We start from the raw sequence: 21,416 nt of genomic DNA, 5'->3' as shown, positions 1-21,416 counted from the left end.
TAATGAGCTTATGACAAGTATAAAGCAAAAGCCCGGCCTTACGCTCACTGCGACCGCGCCGGGGGCGCTGCAAAAACTGCCGGATTTTCGTAACCCCGGCATCGCCTTGCGCATCCTGTTACTGGTCAATCTGCTCATGCTGCTCTCCGCTGCCGTGCAAAGCACCAGCTTGCCAGCAACCTTAAGCCACTTCACCGAGCAATCGGCGTTTGGTCAGCCCGCCTTGCTACTGAGCTTGCTCGTGCTTTATCTGACATACCCATGGCTGTTACGGGTGCCTTATGCAGTCGCCATGCTGCTGGCCGGAGTGTTCGCCATGCTAGTCGTCACCCTGCTGTATATCGCCGGGGTAAATATTCTGGGGATGGAGGCCCTGCCACTCTTGTCGCGTCTCTGGCTGCTTAGCTTCTTGACTTGCGCTATCACTGGCTACTATCTGCATCTGCGTTATCGCTCCATGTCCCCCGCCATGGCCGAGGCGCGTCTGCAGGCATTGCAGGCGCGCATACGCCCACACTTTCTGTTCAACAGTCTGAATGCGGTGTTGTCACTGGTGCGTAGCCAGCCACAGCGGGCAGAAGCCGCGCTGGAAGACATGGCGGAACTGTTCCGTGTGTTGATGGCAGACAACCGCGAGCTGGTACCGCTGGCGCAGGAAATCAGCCTCTGCCGTCAATATCTGGCACTGGAAAAACTGCGACTGGATGAGCGCCTGCTGGTCACGTGGCAGATAGATTCCATGCCACCGGATGCCATGGTGCCGCCGCTGGTCTTGCAGCCATTACTGGAAAATGCCGTATACCACGGCATTGAGCCACTAAGCGAAAGTGGCGAAATCATCATCAAGATTTACACCGTGCACAATGAAGTGCACCTGCTGCTCTCAAACCCGCTGGCTCCCGAGCAGACCCGCACCTCGGGCAATAAAATGGCGTTGGCCAATATCAGAGAGCGCCTGGCCTTGCACTTTGATATCGCGGCCACGCTCTCCAGTTCTGTGCGTGATGGCCGTTATGAAGTCCATATCATGTTGCCTTACCATCGCCATGGCTGACACACGCTATTGAAATGAGAGATGGCATGCCCAAACAACTGGATTTAAAGATGCAGTTACCACTGAACCATGGTTGATCAAGCCGTCACGCTCATCATCGCCGATGACGAAGCGCCTGCGCGCAACCGCCTGCGCGAGCTACTGGCCGACATGCCCGACATCAGCATTGCCGGAGAAGCCCGCCATGGCGCCGAGGCCATTGAGTTGGTCCAGCAAAGCCGCGCCAGCCTGGTGCTGCTGGATATTCGCATGCCGCAAATGGACGGTATAGAAGCCGCCGGCCATTTACAGAAGCTGGTCTCCCCGCCAGCGATCATCTTCACCACGGCGTATGATGCATACGCGCTGCAGGCATTTGACATGAACGCGGTTGATTACCTGCTGAAGCCCATCCGGCGTGAACGTCTGCTCACCGCCATCAACAAGGCACGTGCATTGCTGCCTGCGCAACTGGCTGCGATTCGCCCCATGCAGCCTCAGCGCAGCCACTTCAGCATCAGCGAGCGTGGGCGTGTATTGCTGGTACCAGTGAGCGAGGTGATTTATCTGCGGGCAGAGCTGAAATACACCACCTTGCGCACTGCACAACATGAATATCTGATTGAAGACAGCCTCAACAGCATAGAGCAGGAGTTTGGCGAACGCTTTCTGCGACTGCATCGTAACTGCCTGGTCAATCCGCACTACCTGCTGGGTTATCAGAAAATGACCGAAGGGGAACATCAATGGGTAGCGTTGCTGAAAGGCATTCCGGAAACGGTGGCTGTCAGTCGGCGGCAATTGCATCTGCTTAAAAATCTGGCAGGCTGACCAGACGCACAAAGCGGTCATCATCCGTATGTTAAAATAGCGTTTTATTCGATTCTTCGGGCGTTGCGCCCTGCCAGCCCATGATGACTTCCACTCCGACCACCATTCCAGAAAAACTTGTCATTGCCTCGCGTGAAAGTGCGCTGGCCATGTGGCAGGCTCGCCACATCCAGGCTCGCTTGCAGGCCCTGTACCCTGAGACGCTGGTAGAAATTCTGGGCATGACCACCACGGGTGATCAGATTCTGGATTCCCCGCTGGCACGCATTGGCGGCAAGGGGCTGTTTGTGAAGGAGCTGGAGCAGGCATTGGCCGATGGCCGCGCCGACCTGGCGGTGCATTCGATGAAAGATGTGCCCATGCATTTACCTGAGGGCTTTGCCATGGCAGCGATAGGCGAACGCGAGGATCCACGGGATGCTTTTGTATCGAATGATTACCCATCGCTGGAAGCCTTGCCTGCGGGCAGCATCGTCGGTACCTCCAGCCTGCGCCGCCAGAGCCAGTTGCAAGCGCGCTTTCCGCATCTGGTGATTGAGTCCCTGCGCGGCAATCTGCAAACCCGCCTGCGCAAACTGGATGAAGGCCAATATGCGGCCATCATTCTGGCAGCCGCAGGCCTGATACGTTTGGGCCTGGGTAATCGTATTGCGCAAACCATTGCGCCAGAAGACAGCATTCCCGCCGTGGGCCAGGGTGCGCTGGGGATTGAAATCAACGCAGCGCGTACCGATCTGTTAACGGTATTGGCACCCCTGAACCACGCGGACACAGCTGCCTGCGTTGAAGCCGAGCGCGGCATGAGCCGGGCGCTGGCCGGCAGCTGCACGGTACCGCTTGGGGCTTATGCCACCAAGCAGGGCGAGAACATCACCATCCATGGCTTCGTCGCTAGTGTAGATGGCAAGCAGATGCTGCACGCCGAAGCCAATGGAAATGCAGCCCAGCCTGAACTATTGGGCCAGCAGCTAGCCCAATCCCTGATTGCACAGGGAGCAGACAAGATTCTGCAAGCGCTGGCCGAACAAAGCGCGCATGGCTGATTTAGCGCTGATCCGTCTGGCACTGACAGGCCTGAACGTCGCTATAACCCGGCCGTCGGATCAGGCCACGCGCTTATCGCGCATGATCGTGGAAGCAGGGGGTAAGCCGCACCCCTTCCCGCTGATTGAAATCGCACCGCTGGCAGATTACAGCGCTTTTGATGCGCAGCTGCATGAGCTCGGCAAGTACGATTGGACTATTTTTATCAGTAGCAATGCGGTTCAGAATGCAATACCAAGGATGCTGAATCTGGTAGGCAAGCCACCTGCCACATTGCATCATGCTGCCATCGGCCCGGTTACCGCTGCCGAACTGACCAGCCTGGGCATTGCCCCGGTGCTAACGCCACAAGGCAGGTATGATAGTGAATCGCTGCTGGCACTCCCCGAGATGCAGCAGGTAAAGGCTAAGCGATTTTTGATTTTTCGTGGCGTTGGTGGTCGGGAACTACTGGCAGAGAGCCTGCGCGTACGCGGTGCTACTGTGGATTTTGCCGAATGCTACCGCCGGATCAATCCGCAAACCAGCGCAGAGCCGCTGGCGCAACGCTGGGAACAACAGCAACTGGATGCCGTTGTGGTCACCAGTAGCGAAGCCATGCGCCATTTGCTGACCATGACGAATAATGGGCAACAAGCGTGGATACGAGATGTGACTTTGTGTGTGAATCATGCACGCATTGCCGAGCTGCCCCTTGATCTTGGACTTCACGTCAGGATTGCAGAGGCGCCGGGAGATGATGCCATGCTGCAATGCCTGAATGCTGTAGCCCTCTTGAAACAACAACGACACTGAATATGAGCGAACAACCCACGCCTTCCCAGCCAGCTGAAACGCCCGCCATCGCGACTTCCAACGTGCCTGCACAAGAGGTCATGGAGGAAGAAGCGGCCACCCCTGCGACCAGCAACAGCTGGCTGACCCAGCTCGCGCTCGTCATCGCACTGGCCGCTGCGATCGCCATGGCCTGGCAGTGGTATCACGCACGCCAGCGCTTTGCCGTGCTGGAGCAGGAGCTCTCGCAAAAGCTCGAACAGTTCAATGGCGTCAACCAGCAAGCCCTGGCCCTGGCCCGCAATGCCGATGAACGCAGCACTGAAGTCAGTGCCCGCGCCTCGATGTTTGAGCAAAAACTGGCGGAATCACGCGATCAGGCCGAAGCCCTGCAGACACTGTATGTGGAGCTTGCCAATAATCGCGAGGAACGTACGATTGCCGAGGTCGAGCAATTGATCATCATCGCCAACCAGCAATTGCAGCTGGCAGGCAATATCAAGCCCGCGCTACTGGCACTGCAAACAGCGGATACCCGCTTGCAGCATCTTGATAGCAGCCAGGTCGTGCAATTGCGCAAATCCATAGGCCAGGATATTCAGCGCCTGCAAAACATGCCGCAAGTAGACACAGTGGGCATCAGCCTGAAACTGGAAAACCTGGCGGAATCCGTCGGTACGTTGCCGTTGGTAAGCGAGCGCCATCCGCAATCTGCGCCTGCACTGGCCCCCGAATGGGACAGCAATCCATGGCGGCGCCTGGCGCAAGAAGTGTGGCAGGATCTGCGCACCATGATCCGTCTGGAGCGCATAGACCGCCCGGAACCACCACTCCTGGCACCTGAACAGAATTTCTTCCTGCGTGAAAACATCAAGCTGCACTTGCTGACAGCGCGCATTGCCCTGCTGCAACATGACGAAGCGACCTACCGTGCTGACCTCGCTGCCGCTGAAAAATGGCTAAAGAGTCATTTCGACCCTCGCGATAGCGGTACACAGCTCGCCTTGAATACCTTGAAAGAGCTTTCGGCAAAGGAAATCGTCATCAACCTGCCGGATGTCAACGAAAGCCTGTCGCTGGTTAGCAAGTACAAACTTTCGCTGGAACGCTTGAGCACACCTGTAAAAAGCAACACGGAGCGTAAATAGTGCGTTGGCTGTTCTGGATATTGCTGATTCTGGGGCTGGCGGTCGGTGTATCGCTGCTGGCAGTCAATAATCAGGGCTATGTATTGATCGTACGTCCGCCCTATCGGATGGAGCTTTCGCTCAACCTGCTGCTGGTGATGATCGTGGGCGGCTTTATCAGCCTGCACCTATTGCTGAGGCTGATTCAATACACCCGCCACCTGCCCGCCAGCGTGCGCAGCTATAAGGAAGAACGCCGCATTCGCCTGGGGCGTGCAGCCTTGAGTGAGGGATTGCAATCGCTGGCCGAAGGTCGCTATCTGCTGGCCGAAAAAGCCGCCAACAAAGCCCTGGCGCTAGAAGAAAATCCCGGATTATCTACGCTGGTTGCCGCTCGCGCCGCCCACAAGCTCAAGAACAAATCGCAGCGTGATTACTATCTGGCAGAAGCAGAGCGCATTGCGCCGGATGCCGCCGTTGCCCGTTTGCTTTATCAGGCAGAGTTCATGCTGGATGATCGCCGTTACAACGAAGCATTGAATGTACTGCACAAACTGGACAAGCTGGAGTCGAAGTACCCTCCTGCGCTGCGACTGGAGCTGAAAGCCCAGGTGCATCTGAAAAACTGGGAGCAGGTGCTGGTAGCCTTGCGCCGTCTGGAAAAACACGATGCCATCGAAAGCTGGCATTTGCGCGAACTGCGCCAGCAAGCCCATACGCATCTCTTGCAACGGCTGGCAGATGATCTGGACAAGCTGAATGCTTACTGGAAAAAAATGCCGGAAGAAGACCGTCTGAATAATCGCATTGCCAGCATTGCGGCGCAGACCTTCATGCAGGCAGGGGCAGGCGATCAGGCAGCAGAAATTGTTGAAATGAGCCTGACCAAAGGATGGGACAGCAAACTTGCGGGCATGCTGGGCGACTGCCTGTCATCGCACCCACAAAAACAACTGCAACAGGCGGAGCACTGGTTGCTGAGTCATGAAAATGACGCTGATTTGCTGCGTTCGCTAGGCAACCTGTGCGTACGCCTGAGTTTATGGGGCAAGGCCCAGAGTTATTTTGAAGCCAGCCTCAGCGTGAAGCCAAGTGCCGCAACCCATCTGGCGTTGGCGCGACTGCTGGATAAGCGCGGGGAAACCGAAGCCGCCAACCATCAATTCCGCCTTAGCACCCAGTTCTGCCAGGGGCTTGAATAAAGCCAGCAGCGTAAGGGCGCTGGCTTGAGAGTGAAGACCTCGCTATAAGGTCATGCCACCACAGGCTTGGGTGGAGGATTGGAAAAGGTAAACGCATCTGAAAAGAACTCGTCTTCTGGCAGGCCCTTCAGCTGGAAAGCCTGATGCGCGACATCGACCATCTGCGGCGCACCGCAGCAATACACCTGATAAGCACTCAGATCAGCAAAGTCTTCCAGCACGGCTTCGTGCACCAGACCGCGGCGTCCTTGCCAGCCGTCTTCGTCCTTGGGTTCGGATAATACCGGCACGTAACTGAAGAGATTGGATTCCTCCAGCCAGCGCTGTGGCAATTCCGGCATGTAAAGGTCTTCCAGAGAACGCGCGCCCCAGTAAAGCACCATCTTGCGAGGCGTTTTCTGATGCAGGATATGCTCGATAATGCCTTTGATCGGCGCAAAGCCCGTACCCCCCGCCACAAACACAATAGGCTTGTCATGGTCCTCACGCAGGTAAAAACTGCCAAAAGGCCCTTCCAGGCGCAAAATGGCTTTTTCCTGCATTTCGTTGAAGACATATTCGGTGAAGGTCCCACCAGGGATCAGGCGCAGATGCAGTTCCAGCAATTCATCATGGTGCGGTGCATTAGCCAGCGAAAAGGCACGGCGCTTGCCATCCTTGAGCAGAAACTCGATGTATTGCCCTGCCAGAAACTGCATGCGCTCGTTGCTGGGCAGCTTCAAAAACAAGGCCATCACATCGTGTGACAGCTTCTCCATTTTTTGGACTCTTGCCGGCATGATGCGTGGCCGTATGCCATTGCTGCCGGTCGCTTCGCGGCATTCGATCACCATGTCGGTTTGCGGTACAGCGCAGCATAGCAACGCCAGGCCATTGGCTTTATCAGCATCGGTCAGGGCGGATGCCTGATGCTCATGATGGCTTACCTCACCCTGCAACACCTTGCCTTTGCAGGCACCACAAGCGCCGTTACGGCATCCGTATGGCAGGCCAAGCCCTGCATCAATAGCCGCGCTCAGCACGGTGGCATCACCTTCAACGACAAAGCTATGGCCGCTAGGCTGGACTGTAACTTGGTGAGACATGCGTTCAATTCCCGATTCTACAATGATGAAAGTGCCACCAAGCCAGACCAACCATAAGGCCGCATGGCATTAATGCGCACAAAAACAAACCGTTAGGCGAGGCGCGAGTTTAACACAAGCCCTCCATCAATCAGCATGAGCACGTGCAAACAGCCATTGCATAGCCTATGAGACTCTGCAGGCTATTTATTAATCTTCGCGGGTATATTCACCCTCGATGACATCATCGTTTGCCGCTTGTGGCCTGCGGCTCTGACGGGGCTCCGGCTGTACGGTTTGATCAAAAACCTCTGGCTTGGCCGAAGGCAATAGCAGCAGAATCACGGCAATGGCGTCAGTCACCACGCCAGGAATAATCAGCAGTATGCCTGCCAGCATGTTTTTGGCACCGCTGAACAAGGCACGGGCCGGGGCGCCCCCTTGGCTCAGGGTTTGTGTCATGCGACCCAGCATCAGCTTTTCGTCCTGTATCAGACGCCAGCCCAGAATGGCGACCACCACCAGGTAAAGCAGTACCCAAACGCCATAACGCCCGGCCAGTTCTATCAATAACCATATCTCGACAACGGGGAATGCGAGTAAAATCAGCAGCAACAAGGGTAAAGGCATATATGCGGTACTTTAAAAATAGCGAAGCAAGGGTGTGACGTCGCGTCATCGCCCTTGTTCCCTTGTAAATGAAGCCTTACGTGGATATTTCAAGTCGGGGATGCTGACATCATGTCACATGACACCTTATCAAATGCAGTAGATGCCAGCGAGGCGATTCTGGTCCTGACCAATCTGCCGGATCAGATGGCGGCTACCAGACTAGCGGAGTCTCTGGTCAACGCGCGGCTCGCTGCCTGCGTCAATATCATGGCGCCTTGCACATCGGTTTATCGCTGGCAGGGCAACATCGAAACCGCCAGTGAGATTCCGCTACTAATCAAGACCAACCGCGCACAATATTCTGCCTTGCAACAGGCGATTGTGCAGCAGCATCCTTACGAACTTCCCGAAATCCTCTGTGTCCCAATCAGCACTGGATTGCCCGCTTACCTGGCGTGGCTTAACGAGGAAACGACGGCCTGACCCCATGAAACACCTTTTGAACGTGCTGCTGATGTTATGCAGTCTGCTCCCCGCCCTGTCCAGCGCCCCCGTAACCGCCGCGCCGCTCAGCAGCAAGCTGGCATTATTCACCAGCGATGACGATGGCATTCTGCCGCCCGATGAAGCGTTCAAGCTGGAAGTGGGCTCGATACGGCAAGATACCTTGCAAGCCGTCTTCCAGATTGCTCCCGGCCATTACGTTTACCGGGATCGCATCAAGTTTTCCAGTGCAACACCAGGCGTGACGGTCACTGACATTAGCCTGCCACCCGGCGAATCCAAAAAAGATCCCAACTTTGGTACTACTTATGTCTTTCATCGCGAAGCCGAAGCCAAACTGCAGCTCGCTTTTAGCGGCGATGTACCCGCCATTCTCAAGCTGAATGCGACCTACCAGGGCTGTAGCGAAAAAGGCTTGTGCTACCCGCCCATCCATAAAACACTGGATGTCAGCCTGGGTGGCGATGCCACCGAACAAACCTCTGCCGCCAGCCAACCGGATCAGGATCGCATTGCAGGCCTGCTGGGCAGCGGCAAACTATGGCTGATTCTGAGCGGCTTTTTTGGCATAGGCCTGCTGCTCGCCTTCACGCCCTGCATGTTGCCCATGATCCCTATACTCTCCGGCATTATTGTCGGTAGCAAGTCGCATGGCCATGGGGGCAAAGGCCACGCCATGCTGTTGTCCGCCGCTTATGTATTTGGCATGTCACTCAGCTACACATTGGCAGGTATCGCGGCCGGCTTATCCGGGCAATTGCTGAGCAACGCCTTGCAAACACCATGGGTGCTGGGAGCCACGGCACTGCTGTTCGTCCTGCTTGCGCTTTCCATGTTCGGTTTTTATGAAATCCGCCTGCCGCAGTCGCTGGCGGATCGCCTGACTGGTACCAACAGCCGTATCCGCGGCGGGCATTTTGCCGGGGTATTTCTTATGGGCGTGGTGTCCGCGCTGATTGTGAGCCCATGTGTGGCTGCACCATTAGCTGGTGCTCTGCTATACATCAGCCAGACACGCGATGTCTGGCTGGGGGGCAGTGCCTTGTTTGCGCTATCCCTGGGCATGGGCCTGCCCCTACTGCTGATCGGTGCTTCTGCTGGCAGCCTGTTACCCAAGGCGGGCCCCTGGATGGAGCGCATACGGCAGCTGTTTGGCGTGGTCATGCTGTATGTCGCGCTGTTACTGATCAGCCCGGTGATCCCGCTTCCGGTACAAATGGCCTTATGGGCCGCCCTGCTGATTGTGCCTGCCATATTTCTGCATGCGCTTGATCGCCTGCCTGACACCGCGACGGGATGGCAACGGGTATGGAAGGGGCTGGGAATTATCCTGTTCCTGCTGGGCGTGATGATGCTGATAGGTGCATTCAGTGGGGCAAAATCTCCTCTGCAGCCTCTTTCTGGCTTTAACACCGCCAGTCTGCAAAAAACCGCCGCGGCACCTGCATTGCCTTTCAAGCGCATCCATAGCCTGGAGGAATTGCAGCAATCGCTGGCGGATGCCAAGGGCAAGATCGTGATGCTGGATTTTTATGCAGATTGGTGTGTGGCCTGCAAAGAGCTTGAACAGTTCACCTTTAGCGACCCACGGGTGCAGCAATCTCTGGAAAATGTTGTGTTACTGCAAGTGGATGTTACCCAGAATACCCCGGCAGATGCCGCATTGCTGCAACGTTTCCAGCTGTTCGGCCCCCCTGCCATTCTGTTTTTCCATGGGCAGGATCAACGTGACCCGAAACTCAAGCTGATCGGCTATCAGAATAGCGAACAGTTCTTGCGCGCACGCCACACGCTGGGTTGCGAGACCGGCATAGCCTATTGCTGATATGAAGCTTTCCCGCCGCGCCTTATTCATCCTTGCCTTGCTGCTGATTGCCACTGGCGCCTATTCGCTTGTGAGCCGCTGGCAGCAGGGCGGCTTTAGTGAAGATCATCCAGCCGCCAGCACTTCCCGCTTTTTTGCCGTAATACTGCCGGATGTGAAAGGCAACATGCAGCCTATGTCCGAGTTACGCGGACGCATTTTGGTGGTAAATTTCTGGGCAACCTGGTGTCCACCTTGCCGCGAAGAAATGCCAGAACTAAGCGAGCTTCAGGCCCTATACAAGGATGAAGAACTACTGGTCTTAGGCATTGCTGCTGAAGATCAGGAAAGTGTAAATCAGTTTGCTAGTGAGGCCCCGGTAGGCTATCCTCTTTTCGCAGCAGATACCGAAGCAGGCCCCTTAAGTTACAGTCTGGGCAACCACCGCAGCGTGTTGCCTTACACCGTGGTGATTGATCGCGACGGGCATATTGTCAAAACGTACTTCGGCCGTATTACACGCCATCTTCTGGAACAAACCGTCAAGCCCTTGCTGCAAGCCAGCAACACCCCGTAGAAGTTTTCAAAAACATGTAAATTCGGTAAATTTCGTCAATTCACTGGACAATATCCCCCAATTTACGGCAAACTTGCTGCCATGAAATCGCGTCTCCAGTCCCCCGAATCTCACTGCCATGGTTGCTGATACGACTCCTTCCATTCTCGTATTGCATGGCCCCAACCTCAATATGCTGGGGTTGCGCGAGCCTGACCATTACGGCAGCGATACTCTTCAGGCGATCAACCAGCGTCTGCAAGAGCAGGCGGAGACGCATGGCGTGGCCCTGACAACGTTTCAGAGCAATGCCGAGGCGGAACTGATTGCCCGGATACATGATCTCGCCAGACACCCTGTCGATTTTGTGATCATCAATCCGGCTGCCTTCACCCATACCTCGGTCGCCCTGCGCGATGCCTTGTCTGCCGTAAAAGTACCTTTCATTGAAGTTCACCTTTCAAACGTACATGCCCGTGAATCCTTCCGCCATCATTCGTATTTTTCGGATATCGCAGTCGGTGTTATCAGCGGGCTTGGCGCACATGGTTATTCTCTGGCGCTGGATTACGCCATCCGCCGTTTACAACATTAACTACCAACATAACCGCATGTCACATGCGTTTTAATCATTTAGAGGTTCAACATGGATTTACGCAAACTGAAGAAACTGATCGACCTGGTCGAAGAGTCCGGCATCTCCGAGCTGGAATTGACCGAAGGTGAAGAAAAAGTACGCATCAGTCGCAATCTGCCCAATGCCCATGCCGGCATGCAGTTCGCTCCACAGTATATCCAGGCAGCTCCTGCCCCGCAGGCAGCCGCTCCGGCTGTCGCTGAAGCAGCCGCTGCACCTGTCATTGAAGGGCATGTGGTGAAATCCCCGATGGTCGGTACGTTCTACCGCTCGCCTTCCCCTGATTCCAAGCCGTTTGTAGAGATAGGTAGCAGCATCACCGCTGGCAGCACACTTTGCATTATTGAAGCCATGAAATTGCTCAACGAGATCGAGGCAGATCACACTGGCGTGGTCAAGGCGATTCTTGTTGAAAACGGTCAGCCGGTAGAATACGGCGAACCACTCTTTATTATTGGCTAACGAGGTTTCCATGTTTGAAAAAGTCCTCATTGCCAACCGCGGCGAAATTGCGCTGCGCATACAGCGCGCGTGCCGCGAGCTGGGCATCAAGACGGTTGCGGTGCATTCCGAAGCCGACCGTGAAGCCAAGTACGTTAAACTCGCAGATGAATCCGTCTGCATTGGCCCAGCGCCCTCCAGTCAAAGTTATCTGAATATTCCAGCCGTGATCAGTGCGGCAGAAGTCACCGATGCTGAAGCCATCCACCCCGGTTACGGCTTTTTATCGGAAAACGCTGATTTCGCAGAACGTGTAGAACAAAGCGGTTTTGTATTTATCGGCCCGCGCGCTGAAACCATACGCCTGATGGGCGACAAGGTCAGCGCCAAGGATGCGATGCGCGCGGCAGGTGTGCCCTGCGTGCCTGGCTCCGAAGGCGCATTGCCGGACGATCCTGATGCCGTCCTGCAGATCGCCAAGGAAATTGGCTACCCTGTGATCATCAAGGCCGCAGGTGGCGGCGGTGGCCGCGGCATGCGCGTGGTCCATACTGAAGCGGCGTTGCTTAACTCAGTGAGCATGACCAAAGCCGAAGCGGGTGCAGCCTTTGGCAACCCCACCGTCTACATGGAAAAATTCCTTGAGCAGCCACGCCATATTGAAATCCAGGTGCTGTCTGACGAACATGGCAATGCCGTCTATCTGGGCGAACGCGATTGCTCCATGCAGCGCCGTCACCAAAAGGTGCTGGAAGAAGCGCCTGCCCCTGGCATTACCCAGAAAATGCGCGAAAAAATCGGTGAACGTTGTGCCGATGCCTGCCGTCGCATCAATTACCGCGGTGCGGGGACCTTTGAATTCCTGTATGAAAACGGCGAGTTCTACTTCATTGAAATGAACACCCGGGTACAGGTTGAGCATCCAGTCACCGAAATGATCACCGGTATTGATATCGTCCAGCAGCAGATCCTGATTGCAGCAGGCGAAAAACTTTCCTTCAAGCAGAGTGACATCGTACTGCGTGGTCACGCCATTGAATGCCGTATCAATGCAGAAGACCCATACAATTTCGTACCTTCCCCTGGCCGGATCAATACCTTCCACATGCCTGGCGGTCCTGGCATTCGTGTTGACACCCATGCCTACCAGAACTACCTGGTTCCACCCCATTATGACTCCATGATCGGCAAACTGATTGCTTACGGTGATACGCGTCAGCAGGCGATTGCCCGCATGCGTATCGCGTTGTCAGAAATGGTCGTTGAAGGCATTAAAACCAATGTGCCCCTGCACAGTGATCTGATGAACGATGCCGCATTCCACCTAGGTGAAACCAGCATTCATTATCTCGAACACAAGCTGGGCATCAGCAGTAAGTAGCATGGCCTGGGTATCGCTGAAAATAGAAGCCAGGGACAACACCGCCGATCTCATCAGTGACACCCTGATGGAACTGGGGGCGTTGTCTGTTAGCATCGAGGATGCCAATGCTGAAACCCCTGACGAACAACCGATTTTTGGTGAACCAGGGGACCCACCTCCAGGCATCTGGCAACACAATATTGTCAGCGCCCTGCTGGCAGAATCTACGGATATTCCGGTATTAATGGGCGAGCTGGCAGCAGCCACCGGGCTTGGCTCGCTGCCTTATAGCACGGAACACATTGCCGAACAGGACTGGGTACGCGCCACACAATCGCAATTCGACCCGATCAGGATTCGAGATGATTTATGGATAGTGCCGTCGTGGCATGCCGCCCCCAACCCGGACGCATTAAACATCGTGCTGGATCCCGGTCTGGCATTTGGCACGGGGAGCCACCCCACCACGCACTTGTGTCTGGCATGGTTGGCTGACCAGGTCAGCGCAGACCTTACCGTACTCGATTACGGCTGTGGCTCCGGGATTCTGGCCATTGCGGCCAGCAAATTAGGCGCGGGTAAGGTTATCGGCGTCGATATTGATCCTCAAGCCATACAGTCCAGTGTATTCAATGCTGAAAACAATGGCGTGGAAGCGGAGTTTTACCTTCCCAAGCAACTCCCTGACAGTTTCGCCGATCTGGTGGTTGCCAACATTCTCTCCAGCGCCTTGATGGTACTGGCCCCTGCGCTGGCAGCTGCCTGCAAGCCTCAAGGCCGTATCGCACTTTCCGGCATTTTGCGTGAGCAACAGGAACAAGTTTCCGCCATCTATGCCGAATGGTTTGATATGGAAACCCCGCAATTCATGGATAGCTGGGTGCTACTCACCGGTCGTAAAAGATGAGTTTGGTCACCTCCTGCCCAGCGTGTTCCACCGTGTTTCACGTGAAGCCGGAGCAGTTATCCCTGCGGCGAGGCACGGTAAGATGCGGCGCATGCCAGCATATCTTTAATGCGCTGGATCATTTGAATGAGGCTGAGGCTGTCGAACCTGAGGCTGTCGAACCCGAGGCTGTCGAACCCGAGGCTGTCGAACCCGAGGCTGTCGAACCCGAGGCTGTCGAACCCGAGGCTGTCGAACCCGAGGCTGTCGAACCCGAGGCTGTCGAACCCGAGGCTGTCGAACCCGAGGCTGTCGAACCCGAGGCTGTCGAACCCGAGGCTGTCGAACCCGAGGCTGTCGAACCTGATGAACCGCATGCTGCAGTAGAAACGCATGCGCTCCCTCAAACGCCACCACACACGCCAAGCCAGCCCGTCTGGCGTGATGCAGCACCAAAATCCAAACTACAAACAGTGACTATCCAGCCTAGGGCCTTCCCCTGGCTGAGTGGTTTTTTTGTGTTGCTACTACTTATCGCAATTATTCTGCAATTGGCGTATTTCCAGCGCAATGCGCTGGCACTGGCTTGGCCAGATAGCAAACCCTATCTGCAACAGGTGTGCGTGACATTGAAATGCACCGTTGAATTACCGAAAGACGCGAGCAAGCTCGTCATCGACGATGCCAATCTGCTGGAAGACAGCGAATATGAAGGTCTATTGGTCTTGACCAGTACCTTGATCAATCAGGCCAAGCATACTCAGGCTTATCCGCAGCTGGAATTGACATTAACCGATGCGAATGATCAAGCAATATTGCGTCGCACATTCACCGCGGAAGAGTATCTGCCCGCAGGAACGGTGGTAGAAAAAGGCATCGCAGCAGGAAAAGAGATGCCCATCAAATTGCTGCTCACGGCCGATCATCAGACAGTATCGGGCTACCGCTTATTTGTGAATTATTAAGCACTCATGATTTTCATGAGTGTTCTTTCATGAAGCTGCGCATGCAGCGTGTTCCCGGCAGGATTATGATGTTCTTCATGCAGTACCCATTGACTACCAAGGAGAACACCATGTGGACCAAACCAGAAGCTACTGAAATGCGTTTCGGCTTTGAAGTAACGATGTACGTTTGCAATCGTTAATTCACTAGCGACAGGAGATGTGGATCTCATCCACACTCTCATTAAAAAAGGAGGCCATGGCCTCCTTTTTTAATGGGGATTATTAACGTGTATGCACTCGGACTGGATGCCGCGTATGGCATGGGCAATTTCGTCCACCGCTTTTTCGCGGCCATAGCTCTTGCGCCATGCCAGCGCAATTTGCCGCTTGGGCACTGGAGCTTCAAAAGGCACCACTTTGATCAGCGGATTCTGATAGCGCTCAACCGCCGCGCTGGCGGGCAGCACGGTAATACCAAGATTGGAAGCCACCATATTGCGTATGGTTTCGAGAGAGTTACCTTGCAGCATTTCGCCCTTACGGGAGAGGTCTGGGCAAGCCAGCAGTACCTGACTACTGAAACAGTGGCCCGTGTTCAGCAACAATACTTTTTCTTCAGCCAGATCTTCTGGGCTAATGCTCTTACGGCTAGCCCAAGGGTGATCCGCCGGCACCACCACTACAAATTCTTCTTCATAAAGCAATTGAAGCTTGATACCAGGAATATCGAATGGCAGCGCAATAATGGCAGCATCAATATTTCCATTACGTAACTGGGTTTCCAGATTGGCGGTGAGGTTTTCTTCCACCTCCAATGGCATATCGGGCGCGCTTTTGCGTAAGGGCGGAATGATTTCAGGCAGGAGATAGGGGCCAACGGAATAAATCACGCCAAGTTTGAAAGTACCAATCAGCTGGTTGTTGCCCTGCTTGGCGAGTTCCTTGATGCGCCCAGCCTCTTCGAGGGTGCGTATGGCCTGCTCAACAATACGCTCCCCTACCGGCGTCATGCTGACATCGCTACGACTGCGCTCGAACAGCATCACGCCCAGCTCGTCCTCCAGCTTTTTTACGGCCAGACTGAGCGCCGGCTGGCTGACAAAACTTTTCTCGGCGGCGCGTCTAAAATTACGCTCTCGGGCCACTGCCACGATGAAACGAAGTTCACTAAGGGTCATGACCATCCCAACTTTACTGATAAAGCAAATATATCAAAACATGCGTCAATTGGAATGATACATATCGACTATAGCAATTTTAGCTGGTTGTGGTATATGCAGGCTACCCCTTACAATTTAACCACTTGCATCTCATGCTGCTCCTTGCCTGAAGCGGCAATTATCTCGCGCGCCAGCTCTGTTTCATCCCCTGAACGGGTGTATGCCAGTAACACTACGTAGCCATTATTGATGGCATCAATCACAAAATTACTGAAGTCGCCTGATTTCTGCGCAATCCCTGCGCCAGCCCCGGCAATCGCTCCCACCGCCGCTCCCCACCCCACCATGGCCAATGGCGCCAAAAGCGGACTAGCGACGAACAGGCTCACATTGGCAGCCACTATCGCTGCTTGACCCAAGGCGCCCACGCCGCCACCGACTACGGTCCCTATGGCCGTATCCTTGATAACATCTTTTAATACATCCCGACTACCTTCCTGCTCGTGTGTAGCGTGACGATCCGAGGTCAGCAGATGCAATTGCTCTGGCTGCAGACCGCCTTCCTTCAGCTTTTGCAGGGTGTTCTCTGCCTCTTGCGGATAAACGTATACGCCTGCGACGCGATGCTGGTAATGGTCCATGATGACCTCCTGTTTATATCCAATGATCAGCTCTTTACCATACGTGAGAGCAAACATTGACTCTATAGGTGTGGTCCGATTTAGCTGTAGGACGAACGGAAAGTCGCGATGGAAATGTGCGTTTTGAAAGGGCTGGCTTTGAAAAGCTAGATAAGCTGCAAAGCCTTGAGCTTGCGATACAGGGTATTTCTGCTGATGCCTAGCTGGCGTGCCACGGCCGATACATTGCCTGCGTGCTGCTGCCAGGCATTGCGAACGGCATCTGTGGTCACCGCATCCAGCGAGACCTGCGGCGATTCCTGAGCGCGCTCTGGAGAGCCCACCCCCTGCTCAAGCTCATCCAGAAAATCCTGCATCAGGTGCATAGATTGAATCTTGCCGCCCGCAGATAAGGCCAGTGCGGTTTTGACCACATTATGCAACTGGCGAATATTGCCGGGCCAGGGATGGCATTCAAACAATTGCATCACTTCTGCATCAATCGGCGTAGTTTCAGCATTTTCAGTTTGCAGGATCAGCTGCACCAACGCGGCCAGATCCGTACGCTGACGCAAAGGGGGCAAACTCACACTGAGGCCATTCAGCCGATAATAAAGATCACGCCTGAACTCGCCTTTCTCGACTTTTTCACGCAGTTTCTGGTTAGTCGCACTCACCAGCATAAAGTCCAGAGGCTTGGATTTGCTGCTGCCTAATGGCGTAACGCTACGCTCTTGCAATACGCGCAGCAACCGCGCCTGCAGACCAAGTGGCATATCACCAATTTCATCCAGGAACAGAGTACCGCCGTTAGCCTGCTCGAGCTTGCCTGTGCTGCCTTTGCGGCGCGCACCGGTAAAGGCACCATCTTCATAGCCAAACAATTCGGCTTCAATCAGCCCTTCTGGCAAGGCGGCACAGTTAACAGCCACCCACGGGCCCTGATACCGCGCACTGGCTTCATGAATCGCCCGGGCAAACAGCTCCTTGCCGGCACCAGTTTCGCCTTCAATCAGAATAGGGATTTGCTGGTTCAATACCAAAGTCACCTGGCTGATCGCACGCGCAATCTGTGGATCGCCTGTATTCAGCATACCCAGATTAGCCGCGGCATCGCGCTTCTGGGGCTCTACCGCCGTCTCGGGACGTGCCGGACTATTGCTGCGTGCTTCTGCACGGGCAAACAAGCGCGCGCCATTGGTCAGGCGCAAAGGAAATACCAGCGTGCTGGCGCTCGCGGCTTCGAGCTTGCCCAGGTCACTTTCAAAAAGCTGATGGAAATAGACACCACCTTGGGGCAACTCAGTGGGCGCCAACCCCAACTGGAACTGCCCGCTACGATTGAGGGCCACCAGCCGGCCATCGGCTCCGAACATGGCGATACCTTCCCATAAGGTACCAATGAATTCTGGCCGGGCATGAAAATGCAGCACCATATCGGCATGATGACTGGCGCGGAAAAGACGGTTCTCAATCATTTGCGCCGCCATTTTCACCAGCGCCAAGGTGTGCTGTTGCGGCATCAGTAAATCATTGGAAACATCCAGTGTTCCCAGCAGATTATTTTGCGCCCCGAATATAGGTACAGCCGAGCAGCTGAGGATCTGGTTGCGCTCCATGAAGTGCTCAGCACCCCGCACGGTGAGCGCGGATTGCTCAATCAAGGCTGTACCAATGGCATTGGTGCCACGGTAGGCTTCATGCCATGAGCTACCGGGATTGAGCGCGAGCTGCTGCGCCTCTGAGAGAAAAGCATTGTCCCCCAGGCTATGCAAAATCACGCCCTGATCATCCGTCAGGATCACCATGCTGCGCGTGTGAGCAATCTGCTCATTAAGCGTGGTCATCTCGGGGCGGGCATGCGATAGCAGCAGATGGTACTGCTCCTGACGCTGGCGCAACTCATACTGGGTCAGTATTTGATTGTCCACCGACGCAGCGCTGTCCATGCCGTTGGCCAGGCAGCGCTGCCAGGAGCGGGCTATTTCTTCCGCCACAGCACCTTGCTGCACCTGTCCGCTGACCAGAAATTGCGAGCGTGCATTTCTGATTTGGTGTGCTTCATCGGGAATGGAATATTGCATGGCTAGCTGTCAGTCTTTGGCTGGGGAAATGCAGGAAAATCACCTGTTACTGAATGTAACACCTGTTCATTTTCGTGACAACCACACGCCTGCCAGTAGCGTCGCTCCCAAGTCCCTCATGTTTTTTTCATACCACCTGCAAGCCTTACGCCATAAGGCTTTCGGGTAATTCTCCCTTCCTGTTTTCTTTTCTGGCACAGCGATTGCAATTAAGGCTTTACTGCCACCGGCCGAAGGGCCTCCGCCGGAAGCTGGTGGCTAGTCACTCACATGCTGTTAAAACAAATTAACTATGGAGATTTAGCGTGAAGACAACAACCTTGAAACTCGCATTAGCTGGCGTATTGGGTCTCAGCAGCTTGAGCAGCCTGGCCGCTACTGAACTCGAAAACCTGATGAAGGACGACAACCAGTGGGCACATCCTCGTAAAGACTACGCCAATACTGGCTACAGCCGTTTGAGCCAGATCAACAAAGGCAATGTGCGCAATCTGAAAATGGCCTGGTCGTTTGCTACTGGCGTGAATCGCGGCCACGAAGGCGCTCCGCTGGTCATCAATGATGTTATGTACGTACATACTGCATTCCCGAATAACGTTTATGCGTTGGACCTGAACGATAACCAGAAGATCATCTGGTCTTACTTCCCCAAGCAGGACCCATCAATTCAAGCCCTGTTGTGCTGTGACAGCGTTAACCGCGGCCTGGGTTATGGCGATGGCAAGATATTCCTGCAGCAAAACGACGGCAAGCTGGTTGCGCTGGATGCGAAGACTGGCACCAAGATTTGGGACGTACAAGTCGTTGATACCAAGAAAGGCGCTTCCAATACCAATGCACCACATATCATCAAGGATAAGGTCATTACCGGCTGCTCCGGTGGTGAGTATGGCGTACGCTGTTATATCTCGGCTTACAACATCAAGGATGGCTCCTTGGCATGGCGCGCATACAGCACCGGCCCTGACAGCGAAATGCTGATCGGTGATGGCTTCAACAAGGAAAACCCGCACTACAGTTCGCTCTCGCTGTATGAAGACGTAAACGGCGGCAACAAGGAAGGCGGCTCATTCAAGGCCTTGACCAAGGATCAGCTGAAATTCCCGGAAAAGGAACTGGGTACCCGTACATGGCTCAAGCCACAAGCCATGCAAAATGGCTACGAACATGGCGGCGGCCCTACCTGGGGCTGGTACTCGTTTGATCCAGCACTGAACCTGATGTACTACGGTACCGGCAACCCAGGAACCTGGAACCCAGATGTACGACCAGGTGATAACAAGTGGTCCATGACGATTTTCGCACGCGATGTGGATACCGGTATGGCACGTTGGGGCTATCAACTGACCCCACATGATGAGTGGGACTACGACAGCATGAACGAAATCGTGCTGTGGGAAGCCAAGGGTAAAAAGCTGGCAACCCATTTTGACCGTAACGGCTTTGGCTACACCTTCGACCGCACCAATGGCACCCTGCTTGTTGCTGAAAAGATGCATCCATTCGTCAACTGGGCAAGTAAGGTAGACCTGAAAACTGGCGTACCGATCAAGGATCCAAAGTTCTCCACGCACCAAGACTATAACGCGCAAGGCATTTGCCCATCTGCGCTGGGCGTGAAGGATGAACAGCCTTCGGCATACTCACCCAAGACCGGCAAGTTCTATGTGCCGCTTAACCATGTTTGCATGACTTACGAGCCCGTTGAGTCCAAGTACATCGCCGGGCAACCCTGGGTAGGTGCGACCCTGACCATGTTTGCCGGTCCGGATGGCGTGATGGGTGGCTTTATGGCCTGGGATGGCCTGAAGGGAAAATCCGTCTGGTACAACAAGGAGAAATTCTCGGCCTGGGGTGGCGCGCTGGTAACGTCTAGCGACATCGTGTTCTATGGCACGCTGGACCGCTGGTTCAAGGCAGTGGATGCGCAAACCGGCAAGGAGCTGTGGAAATTCCAGGTTGGCTCCGGCATTGTGGGTAACGCCATTACCTATAGCCACAAGGGCAAGCAGTATGTTGGCGTATTGTCCGGTATCGGCGGCTGGGCTGGCGTAGCCATGAACCTCGGCTTGAGCAATGAAACCGATGGCCTGGGTGCAGCTGGCGGCTACAAGGAGCTGACCAAGTGGAACGCAGCTCCTGGCGGCGGCGGCATGAATGTATTCAGTCTTTAAACCATAAAAACGGTGGGAGGCCCATCTAACCGGGTCTCCCCGTGAGGAGAGCAACATGATGAAACTACGCTATATCGCCTTGTTGGCTATCGCCCTGCCTTACGCAGGTAACGCTGGCATCAGCCTGGTATCCACCATAGACAACAAACCGCTGGCGATTCCCGGCGCGATGTTTGATACCCCTGCCGCCAAGGAATTCATGAGTTCCGGCAAAAACACCTATCTGGGTAATGCCGATGCCATCAAGACCGGCAAGAAAATTTTTCAGATGTATAGCTGCACCGCTTGTCATGGCGCAAAAGGCGAAGGTGCTGTCGGCCCCAACCTGATCGACGACAGATGGAACTACACCAAGAATGCCAACGATCAAGGCATTTTCGAAACAATCTGGGCCGGCACGGCTGGTGGCATGGGGGCAAAAGGCGCCGGAGCCATGGTACCGGATGATCCGACCCAAGGGCTTAGCCCGGACGAAGTTCTCAAAGTGGTCGCGTTTCTGCGCAGCAACGCGGTCAAGCATTAACAGTTTGCTGTAGCAAGTTTATGCCTTATC

22 protein-coding genes are annotated in these 21,416 nt (G+C 54.8%); 17 read left to right on the top strand and 5 right to left on the bottom strand.

Annotated features, from left to right (window positions below; genetic code table 11):
* The first annotated feature begins 10 nt into the window (after positions 1-10).
* The 6 genes from LG204_RS02325 to LG204_RS02300 all read left to right on the top strand — a co-directional run bounded on the left by LG204_RS02325 (position 11) and on the right by LG204_RS02300 (position 6,011).
* A complete protein-coding gene (locus LG204_RS02325; protein WP_230335770.1) occupies positions 11-1,054 on the top strand; it encodes a sensor histidine kinase in 1,044 nt (347 codons plus the stop codon).
* A gap of 69 nt (positions 1,055-1,123) precedes the next feature.
* Positions 1,124-1,864 (top strand): LytR/AlgR family response regulator transcription factor, encoded by a 741-nt coding sequence (locus LG204_RS02320; protein WP_230335769.1) that lies wholly within the window; start codon positions 1,124-1,126, stop codon positions 1,862-1,864.
* A gap of 83 nt (positions 1,865-1,947) precedes the next feature.
* Positions 1,948-2,907, top strand: coding sequence for a hydroxymethylbilane synthase (gene hemC, locus LG204_RS02315; protein WP_230335805.1), 960 nt, complete (start codon positions 1,948-1,950; stop codon positions 2,905-2,907).
* A complete protein-coding gene (locus LG204_RS02310; RefSeq protein WP_230335768.1) occupies positions 2,900-3,703 on the top strand; it encodes a uroporphyrinogen-III synthase in 804 nt (267 codons plus the stop codon). Before hemC ends, LG204_RS02310 begins: the two co-directional genes overlap by 8 nt.
* A gap of 2 nt (positions 3,704-3,705) precedes the next feature.
* Positions 3,706-4,830 carry a uroporphyrinogen-III C-methyltransferase gene (locus LG204_RS02305; RefSeq protein WP_230335767.1) on the top strand — a complete coding sequence of 375 codons (1,125 nt, stop codon included), beginning with the start codon at positions 3,706-3,708 and terminating at the stop codon, positions 4,828-4,830.
* Positions 4,830-6,011 (top strand): heme biosynthesis protein HemY, encoded by a 1,182-nt coding sequence (locus LG204_RS02300; RefSeq protein ID WP_230335766.1) that lies wholly within the window; start codon positions 4,830-4,832, stop codon positions 6,009-6,011. Before LG204_RS02305 ends, LG204_RS02300 begins: the two co-directional genes overlap by 1 nt.
* Positions 6,012-6,061: 50 nt before the next feature.
* Here LG204_RS02300 and LG204_RS02295 read toward each other — a convergent pair whose 3' ends face one another.
* Both LG204_RS02295 and LG204_RS02290 read right to left on the bottom strand, forming a co-directional pair.
* Positions 6,062-7,096: a CDP-6-deoxy-delta-3,4-glucoseen reductase gene (locus LG204_RS02295; RefSeq protein WP_230335765.1), complete on the bottom strand. Its 1,035-nt coding sequence runs from the start codon at positions 7,094-7,096 to the stop codon at positions 6,062-6,064.
* Between the two features lie 189 nt (positions 7,097-7,285).
* On the bottom strand, positions 7,286-7,705 hold the full coding sequence (locus LG204_RS02290) for an FxsA family protein (protein WP_230335764.1): 420 nt from the start codon (positions 7,703-7,705) through the stop codon (positions 7,286-7,288).
* A 111-nt stretch (positions 7,706-7,816) separates the two neighbouring features.
* Here LG204_RS02290 and cutA point away from each other — a divergent pair, with 111 nt between their 5' ends.
* The 9 genes from cutA to pqqA all read left to right on the top strand — a co-directional run bounded on the left by cutA (position 7,817) and on the right by pqqA (position 15,025).
* Positions 7,817-8,170, top strand: coding sequence for a divalent-cation tolerance protein CutA (gene cutA / locus LG204_RS02285; RefSeq protein ID WP_230335763.1), 354 nt, complete (start codon positions 7,817-7,819; stop codon positions 8,168-8,170).
* Between the two features lie 4 nt (positions 8,171-8,174).
* Positions 8,175-10,016, top strand: a complete 1,842-nt coding sequence (gene dsbD / locus LG204_RS02280; RefSeq protein ID WP_230335762.1) for a protein-disulfide reductase DsbD — start codon at positions 8,175-8,177, stop codon at positions 10,014-10,016.
* A 1-nt stretch (position 10,017) separates the two neighbouring features.
* The gene (locus LG204_RS02275) at positions 10,018-10,572 is read left to right on the top strand and encodes a TlpA family protein disulfide reductase (protein ID WP_230335761.1); all 555 of its coding nucleotides are present in this window, start codon (positions 10,018-10,020) and stop codon (positions 10,570-10,572) included.
* A gap of 118 nt (positions 10,573-10,690) precedes the next feature.
* Positions 10,691-11,146, top strand: coding sequence for a type II 3-dehydroquinate dehydratase (aroQ, locus tag LG204_RS02270; RefSeq protein WP_230335760.1), 456 nt, complete (start codon positions 10,691-10,693; stop codon positions 11,144-11,146).
* A gap of 51 nt (positions 11,147-11,197) precedes the next feature.
* Positions 11,198-11,650, top strand: a complete 453-nt coding sequence (gene accB / locus LG204_RS02265) for an acetyl-CoA carboxylase biotin carboxyl carrier protein (protein ID WP_230335759.1) — start codon at positions 11,198-11,200, stop codon at positions 11,648-11,650.
* Between the two features lie 10 nt (positions 11,651-11,660).
* Positions 11,661-13,010, top strand: coding sequence for an acetyl-CoA carboxylase biotin carboxylase subunit (accC, locus tag LG204_RS02260; RefSeq protein ID WP_230335758.1), 1,350 nt, complete (start codon positions 11,661-11,663; stop codon positions 13,008-13,010).
* Between the two features lies 1 nt (position 13,011).
* Complete coding sequence (prmA, locus tag LG204_RS02255) at positions 13,012-13,899, top strand: 50S ribosomal protein L11 methyltransferase (RefSeq protein ID WP_230335757.1); 888 nt, start codon at positions 13,012-13,014, stop codon at positions 13,897-13,899.
* Positions 13,896-14,843 (top strand): zinc-ribbon and DUF3426 domain-containing protein, encoded by a 948-nt coding sequence (locus LG204_RS02250; RefSeq protein WP_230335756.1) that lies wholly within the window; start codon positions 13,896-13,898, stop codon positions 14,841-14,843. Before prmA ends, LG204_RS02250 begins: the two co-directional genes overlap by 4 nt.
* Before the next feature lie 110 nt (positions 14,844-14,953).
* On the top strand, positions 14,954-15,025 hold the full coding sequence (gene pqqA, locus LG204_RS14080; RefSeq protein WP_013440845.1) for a pyrroloquinoline quinone precursor peptide PqqA: 72 nt from the start codon (positions 14,954-14,956) through the stop codon (positions 15,023-15,025).
* Between the two features lie 69 nt (positions 15,026-15,094).
* Here pqqA and LG204_RS02240 read toward each other — a convergent pair whose 3' ends face one another.
* The 3 genes from LG204_RS02240 to LG204_RS02230 form a co-directional block, all read right to left on the bottom strand.
* Complete coding sequence (locus LG204_RS02240) at positions 15,095-16,003, bottom strand: hydrogen peroxide-inducible genes activator (RefSeq protein ID WP_230335754.1); 909 nt, start codon at positions 16,001-16,003, stop codon at positions 15,095-15,097.
* Between the two features lie 110 nt (positions 16,004-16,113).
* Positions 16,114-16,626 carry a hypothetical protein gene (locus tag LG204_RS02235; RefSeq protein ID WP_230335753.1) on the bottom strand — a complete coding sequence of 171 codons (513 nt, stop codon included), beginning with the start codon at positions 16,624-16,626 and terminating at the stop codon, positions 16,114-16,116.
* A gap of 146 nt (positions 16,627-16,772) precedes the next feature.
* Positions 16,773-18,689, bottom strand: coding sequence for a sigma-54-dependent Fis family transcriptional regulator (locus LG204_RS02230; RefSeq protein ID WP_230335752.1), 1,917 nt, complete (start codon positions 18,687-18,689; stop codon positions 16,773-16,775).
* 305 nt (positions 18,690-18,994) lie between these two features.
* Between LG204_RS02230 and LG204_RS02225 the strand changes: the two genes are divergently transcribed.
* Together LG204_RS02225 and LG204_RS02220 are read left to right on the top strand one after the other, a co-directional pair.
* Positions 18,995-20,863 carry a methanol/ethanol family PQQ-dependent dehydrogenase gene (locus LG204_RS02225; protein ID WP_230335751.1) on the top strand — a complete coding sequence of 623 codons (1,869 nt, stop codon included), beginning with the start codon at positions 18,995-18,997 and terminating at the stop codon, positions 20,861-20,863.
* 55 nt (positions 20,864-20,918) lie between these two features.
* Entirely contained in the window at positions 20,919-21,386 is a 468-nt protein-coding gene (locus LG204_RS02220) for a c-type cytochrome (RefSeq protein ID WP_230335750.1), read from the top strand.
* Positions 21,387-21,416 lie beyond the last annotated feature (30 nt).

The sequence above is a fragment of the Methylovorus menthalis genome, assembly GCF_020523625.1.
Lineage (GTDB): Bacteria > Pseudomonadota > Gammaproteobacteria > Burkholderiales > Methylophilaceae > Methylovorus > Methylovorus menthalis.
The sequence above is the reverse complement of the archived record's forward strand: the minus strand, read 5'-3'. Positions and strand labels throughout refer to the sequence as shown.